Annotated in this window: 8 protein-coding genes; 7 read left to right on the top strand and 1 reads right to left on the bottom strand. The window is 78.1% G+C overall.

Annotation, left to right across the window (positions count from 1 at the left end; translation table 11 throughout):
- On the bottom strand, window positions 1–578 hold a 578-nt coding region (locus GTR02_RS19330), incomplete at its 3' end, for an FHA domain-containing protein (protein ID WP_166609112.1).
- A 168-nt stretch (window positions 579–746) separates the two neighbouring features.
- Here GTR02_RS19330 and GTR02_RS19325 point away from each other — a divergent pair.
- Genes GTR02_RS19325 through GTR02_RS19295 form a run of 7 tightly spaced genes read left to right on the top strand, consistent with a single transcriptional unit; the run spans window position 747 to window position 5,375 of the window.
- A complete protein-coding gene (locus tag GTR02_RS19325; protein ID WP_166609111.1) occupies window positions 747–1,979 on the top strand; it encodes an ATPase, T2SS/T4P/T4SS family in 1,233 nt (410 codons plus the stop codon).
- Window positions 1,976–2,830, top strand: a complete 855-nt coding sequence (locus GTR02_RS19320) for a type II secretion system F family protein (protein ID WP_166609110.1) — start codon at window positions 1,976–1,978, stop codon at window positions 2,828–2,830. The genes GTR02_RS19325 and GTR02_RS19320 overlap by 4 nt, the downstream gene beginning before the upstream one ends.
- Entirely contained in the window at window positions 2,827–3,708 is an 882-nt protein-coding gene (locus GTR02_RS24705; protein ID WP_166609109.1) for a type II secretion system F family protein, read from the top strand. Before GTR02_RS19320 ends, GTR02_RS24705 begins: the two co-directional genes overlap by 4 nt.
- 56 nt (window positions 3,709–3,764) lie before the next feature.
- On the top strand, window positions 3,765–4,049 hold the full coding sequence (locus tag GTR02_RS23450; protein ID WP_240896050.1) for a hypothetical protein: 285 nt from the start codon (window positions 3,765–3,767) through the stop codon (window positions 4,047–4,049).
- Complete coding sequence (locus tag GTR02_RS19305; RefSeq protein ID WP_166609108.1) at window positions 4,046–4,450, top strand: TadE/TadG family type IV pilus assembly protein; 405 nt, start codon at window positions 4,046–4,048, stop codon at window positions 4,448–4,450. The genes GTR02_RS23450 and GTR02_RS19305 overlap by 4 nt, the downstream gene beginning before the upstream one ends.
- Window positions 4,447–4,917 carry a pilus assembly protein gene (locus tag GTR02_RS19300; RefSeq protein WP_205709632.1) on the top strand — a complete coding sequence of 157 codons (471 nt, stop codon included), beginning with the start codon at window positions 4,447–4,449 and terminating at the stop codon, window positions 4,915–4,917. Before GTR02_RS19305 ends, GTR02_RS19300 begins: the two co-directional genes overlap by 4 nt.
- An 8-nt stretch (window positions 4,918–4,925) precedes the next feature.
- Complete coding sequence (locus tag GTR02_RS19295) at window positions 4,926–5,375, top strand: pilus assembly protein TadG-related protein (RefSeq protein WP_205709631.1); 450 nt, start codon at window positions 4,926–4,928, stop codon at window positions 5,373–5,375.
- Window positions 5,376–5,393 lie beyond the last annotated feature (18 nt).

The following is a 5,393-nucleotide window of genomic DNA, read 5'->3' as shown; positions in this document are numbered from 1 at the left end:
CCCTCCCCGTCCTGGCCCTCCTCGTCCCGCTCGGGGTCGCGGTCGTGCTCGCGCTGCTCTGGACACCGCTCTCCCTCCTGCTGGGCCTCGCGACGCCCGCCGGTGAGCAGGTCGGTGCCGTTGGTGGAGCCCAGATCGCGCACGTGGTGCCCGGCGCCGCGCGTGAGCAGCAGGAGCGCGTGCTCGCGGGACAGGGCCGGGTCGGCCAGCGCCGTCCCCCCGGCGGGGCCCGCGCGGCGGCCGACGAGGTGCTCGCCCACGGCCAGGTCGAGGTGCGCCCCCGCGTCCGGGCCACCCGCCACGTGCACGCGGACGGTGGGCCGCGCAGGGCGGTCCGCGGGCTCGCGGGCCGGGGCGGCGCGCAGCACCGCGCCGTGCAGCAGCGGAGCCACGCCGAGGGGAGAGTCCGCCGCCACGGTGGCGGCACCGACCCGCAGAGGGCCCGACCAGGCCCCCGTGAGCTGCTCGACCTCCGCGCGGACCTCGCCGAGCGTGGTCCCGGCGGGGACGTCGAGGTCGACGTCGACCGGGTCCGCCGTGGTGGCGGTCCCCGCGACGACCGTGAGGCGCAGGAGCACCCGGGGAGCGTCGCAGGAGCCGGCCCGCCGGCCGCCGCGTCGTCCACAGGCCGCCGGGTGCGGAGTTGTCCACATCACCCGAACGCCGAGGTGGTGCGCGCCCCTACCGTCGCTGGCGCCGGGGACGTCCGTCCGCGGCGGGGTCCGGTCGGCGGGGGAGGTGGCGCGGTGGAGGCCGCACGGCTGGTCGAGGCGGACGTGCGCGAGGAGCTGCGCCGGCGCATCTCCGCGGGCCGCTCCCGGGGTTCCGAGGCCGAGGTCCGCGCCCTGGTCGAGCAGGCCGTCGTCGACTACGACCTGCGCTCCCTGGACGGCTCGCTGCCCGACCTGCACGACCGGGCCGCGGTGGCGCGGGCCGTGGTCGCCGCGGTGTCGGGCTTCGGTGCGCTGCAGCGGTACTTCGACGACCCGGACGTCGAGGAGATCTGGATCAACGAACCCGGCAAGGTGTTCGTCGCCCGCGGCGGCGTCGCGGAGCTCACCACCACGATCCTCGACGCCGACACGGTCGCGGAGCTCGTCGAGCGGATGCTCGCGTCCACGGGGCGGCGGGTGGACCTGTCGAGCCCGTTCGTCGACGCCTCGCTGCCCGACGGTTCCCGCCTGCACGTCGTCATCCCCGACGTGACCCGGCAGCACTGGGCCGTGAACGTGCGCCGGTTCGTCGCGCGGGCGCGCCGCCTCGACGACCTCGTGGGGCTGGGGTCGCTCAGCGCGCCCGCGGCGGCGTTCCTGGCCGCCTCGGTCGCCGCCGGCCTGAACGTCCTCGTGTCGGGCGGGACCCAGGCCGGCAAGACGACGCTGCTGAACTGCCTGCTCGCGGCCGTGCCCCCGCAGCAGCGGATCATCACGTGCGAGGAGGTCTTCGAGATCCAGGCCCCCGCGCGCGACCTCGTCGCGATGCAGTGCCGGCAGCCGAACCTCGAGGGGACGGGGGAGATCCCGCTGCGGCGCCTGGTGAAGGAGGCGCTGCGGATGCGCCCCGACCGGCTCGTGGTCGGAGAGGTGCGGCAGGCCGAGAGCCTCGACCTGCTGATCGCGCTGAACTCCGGGTTGCCGGGGATGGCGACGATCCACGCGAACTCCGCGGCCGACGCCGTCGCGAAGCTCTGCACCCTGCCGCTGCTCGCGGGCGACAACGTCACGAGCGCGTTCGTCGTGCCCGCCGTCGCCTCCTCCGTCGACCTGGTCGTGCACGTGGACCTCGACACCGACGGGACGCGGCGGGTGGCCGAGGTCCTCGCCGTCCCGGGGCGCGTCGAGGGCGGTGTCGTGGAGACGGTGACCGTGTTCGGCCGGGCGGGCGGCACCGGACTGGTGCGCGGCAGCGGGTGGCCGCCGCACCGGCAGCGCTACGCCCGCGCGGGCGTGGACCTGTCGCGGTTGCTGGGGGCGGCGTGAGCGGCAGCGTCGTCGGGGCCGTGCTCGGCTGCGGCCTGTTCTGCGTGTGGTGGTCGTGCTGGCCGCGCCCCGCGCGGCCGGCCCGCGCGCGCCGGCGTCCTGTGGCGGACCTGCTGCGGCGCGCGGGGTTCGAGGCGGTCCACCCCGCCGCGGTGCCCCTCGTGTCCCTGCTGGCCGCCGTTCCCGCGTTCGTCGTCACGGCCGCGACGACCCGCGTCGTCGTCCTCGCGGTGGGCGCGGCCCTCGCCGCGGCCTGCGTCCCCGCGGCGTTGCTGCGCCGGCGCGCGGCGGTGCGCCTGGCGGCCCGGTCGGCGCAGTGGCCCGACGTCGTCGACCAGCTCGCCTCCTCCGTGCGCGCCGGCATGTCGCTGCCGGACGGCGTGTGCGGCCTCGCCCAGCGCGGCCCCGAGCTCCTGCGGCCGGAGTTCGCCGCGTTCGCGGCCGGGTACCGCGCCTCGGGCGCGTTCGAGCCCGAGCTCGCCCGGCTCGCCGACCGGCTGGCCGACCCCGCGTTCGACCGACTGGCGGCCGCCCTGCGCATGACGCGCCAGGTGGGGGGCAGCGACCTCGGGCGCACGCTGCGGACGCTGTCGGCCTACCTCCGCGAGGAGGAGCGCACGCGCGGGGAACTGCTGGCGCGGCAGAGCTGGACGGTGTCGGCGGCGCGCCTGGCCGTCGCCGCACCGTGGATCGTGCTGGCGCTGCTCGCGAGCCGCCCGGGCGCGCTCGAGGCCTACTCCTCGGCCGCCGGGGCGGTCGTGCTCGTCGGCGGTGCGGTGGCCTCGGCGCTCGCGTACCGGCTGATGCTGCACTGGGCGAGGTTGCCGCAGCCCCGGCGGGTGTTCGCGTGACCTCGCTCGGCGCCGGGATCGGGTTGCTCGGCGGCCTCGGTCTGCTGCTGGTGCTCCTGCGACTGCCGGCCTGGCGCCGTCCCGACCTCGCCGACCGCGTCGGGCCCTACCTCGGCGACGCGGCTCCCCGGCCGGACGGCGCCGCCCGGCGCCTGCTCTCCACCGCGGCCACCGCGCTGGGCGGCTGGCTCGGGTCGAGCGCCGCGGTGCGCGGGCGGTTGCACGTCCTCGACCCCGCGCGCGAGGTGGCCCAGTTCCGCGCCGAGCAGGTCCTGTGGGCGCTCGCCGGAGCCGCCCTGGGGGGGCTCGGGGTCGCGGGACTCGCGGCGCGCCAGGCCTTCTCCCCGCTGGGTGCCTTCGGGTTGCTGCTGGCCGGGGCGCTCGCGGGTGCCCTCGCCCGCGACCACGTGCTCGGGGTGCAGGTGCGGCGCCGCCAGCAGCAGCTGCTCGCCGAGTTCCCCGTCGTGGCGGAACTCCTGGCGCTCTCCGTCGGAGCGGGCGAGAACGTCGTGGCCGCCCTCGAGCGGGTCGCGACCGGGAACGGTGCGCTGTGCGCGGACCTGCGCCGAGCGCTGGCCGAGGTCCGGACCGGGACGGGCGTCGTGCCTGCGCTGGAGGCGTTCGCGGTGCGCACGCGCGTTCCCGAGCTCGGCCGCTTCGTCGACGGGATGGCCGTCGCGATGGACCGGGGGACGCCCCTCGCGGACGTGCTGCGCGCCCAGGCCGCCGACGCCCGCGACACCGACCGCCGCCGCCTGCTGGAGGCGGGTGGCCGCAAGGAGGTCCTGATGATGGTCCCCGTCGTCTTCGTCGTCCTGCCCGTCACCGTGGTGTTCGCGGTGTTCCCGGGGCTGGCCGTCCTGCAGGTGGGGCCGTGACGCCGGCCCGCCGACCCGCCCCGCCCCCGACCGACGACCACGAGGAGACCCGCGCCGTGAACCGCCCCCTGAACCGCCAGCCCTTGAACCGCTTCCTCGCCCTGCACCTGCTGCTGCTCGACGTCGCGGCCCGCGCCCGCCGCAGCGCCGGCGGCCGGCTGACCGGCGGACGGCCCACCGACGGCCGGCCCACCGACGGCAGGGACCGGGGCGACGTCCCCGGCTGGGTGCTCGTGACCCTCATGACCGCGGGGCTCGTCGTCGGCCTCTGGGCGATCGCGGGCCCCCGGTTCGAGGCGCTGTTCACGCAGGCGATGGACACGGTCGTCGGGCAGCTGTGAGCGCGGCGCCGCGCCGTGACACGGGGTCCGCTGTCGACACCGGGTCCGCCGTCGCGGAGTTCGCCGGCGTCGCGGGGCTGCTCTCGCTGCTGTTCGTCGCGGTGCTGCAGCTCGGTCTCGTGCTGCACGTGCGGGCGACCGCCGTCGACTGCGCCGGCGAGGGTGCGCGCGCCGGCGCCCTCGCGGGCAGTTCCCCCGCCGCGGGCGCGCAACGCACGCGTGAGCTGCTGACGGCGTCGCTGTCCGCGCGCTACGCCGAGGACGTCTCGGCGCGCGTCGTCGACGTCGAGGGCGCCCCGGTCGTGGAGGTGCGGGTCCGGGCGCCGTTGCCGCTGGTGGCCCTGCTCGGCCCGGCCCGCGGGCTGGACGTGCTGGGCCACGCCGTGCAGGAGCCGGCGTGAGGCCGTCGCGCGGGGGGATCGAGCGCGGGGCGCCGGAGCGCGACGCGGGCAGCGCGGCCGTGGAGTTCCTCGCGGTCGGCGTCCTCCTGCTCGTGCCGCTGCTCTACCTCGTCCTGTGCCTGGGCCGCGTGCAGGCCGCGACCTTCGCCGCCGAGGCCGGGGCGCGGGAGGCGTCGCGGGTGCTGGCGACGACGGCCGGGCAGGACGTCGCGACGCGCCGGGCCGAGGCCGCCGTGGGGCTCGCGCTGCGCGACCAGGGCTTCCCCGCGGTGCCCGGGTCGCTGGTCGTGGACTGCGAGGCCTCGCCGTGCCGCACGCCCGACGCGCAGGTCGCGGCGACCGTCTCCGTCGACGTCCCGCTCCCGCTCGTGCCCGGCTTCCTCGCCCGCGCCGTCCCGACCAGCGTGGGCGTGGAGGTCCGGCGGGTCGCGGTCGCCGACCGGTTCGCGGCGGGCGGCCCCGGGTGAGGCGCGGGGTGCCCGCGAGCGACGACGAGGGGCGGATCGCCCTGCTGTCGCTCGTGTTCGCGCTCGTCGCGGTCCTCCTGGTCCTCGTGGTGGTGAGCGCGTCGGCGGTCCACCTGCAGCGCAAGCGGCTCTACGCCGTCGCCGACGCGGCGGCGGCCGACGCCGCGGACGCCGTGGACGAGCGCCGGTACTACGCGCAGGGCGGTGGGCTCCTCGACGGGGCCGTGCCGCTGACCGACGCGTCGGTGCGGGCGAGCGTCGCGGCGTACCTGGCCACCGCCGACCCCGCGGTGCGCGGGCTGGCCGTCGACCCGGCCACGGGCACCCCCGACGGCCGGACCGCGGAGGTCGTGCTGACCGCGAACCTCCAGCCGCCGTTCGCGGCGTTCGTACCGGCCGCCTTCGCCGGGGGCGTCCCGGCGCGCGTGACCAGCCGCGCCACGGCCCGGCTGCGCTGAGCCGCCCCGCCGTCGAGC

It is taken from the genome of Kineococcus siccus, from assembly GCF_009906795.1.
GTDB lineage: Bacteria > Actinomycetota > Actinomycetes > Actinomycetales > Kineococcaceae > Kineococcus > Kineococcus siccus.
The sequence above is the reverse complement of the archived record's forward strand: the minus strand, read 5'-3'. Positions and strand labels throughout refer to the sequence as shown.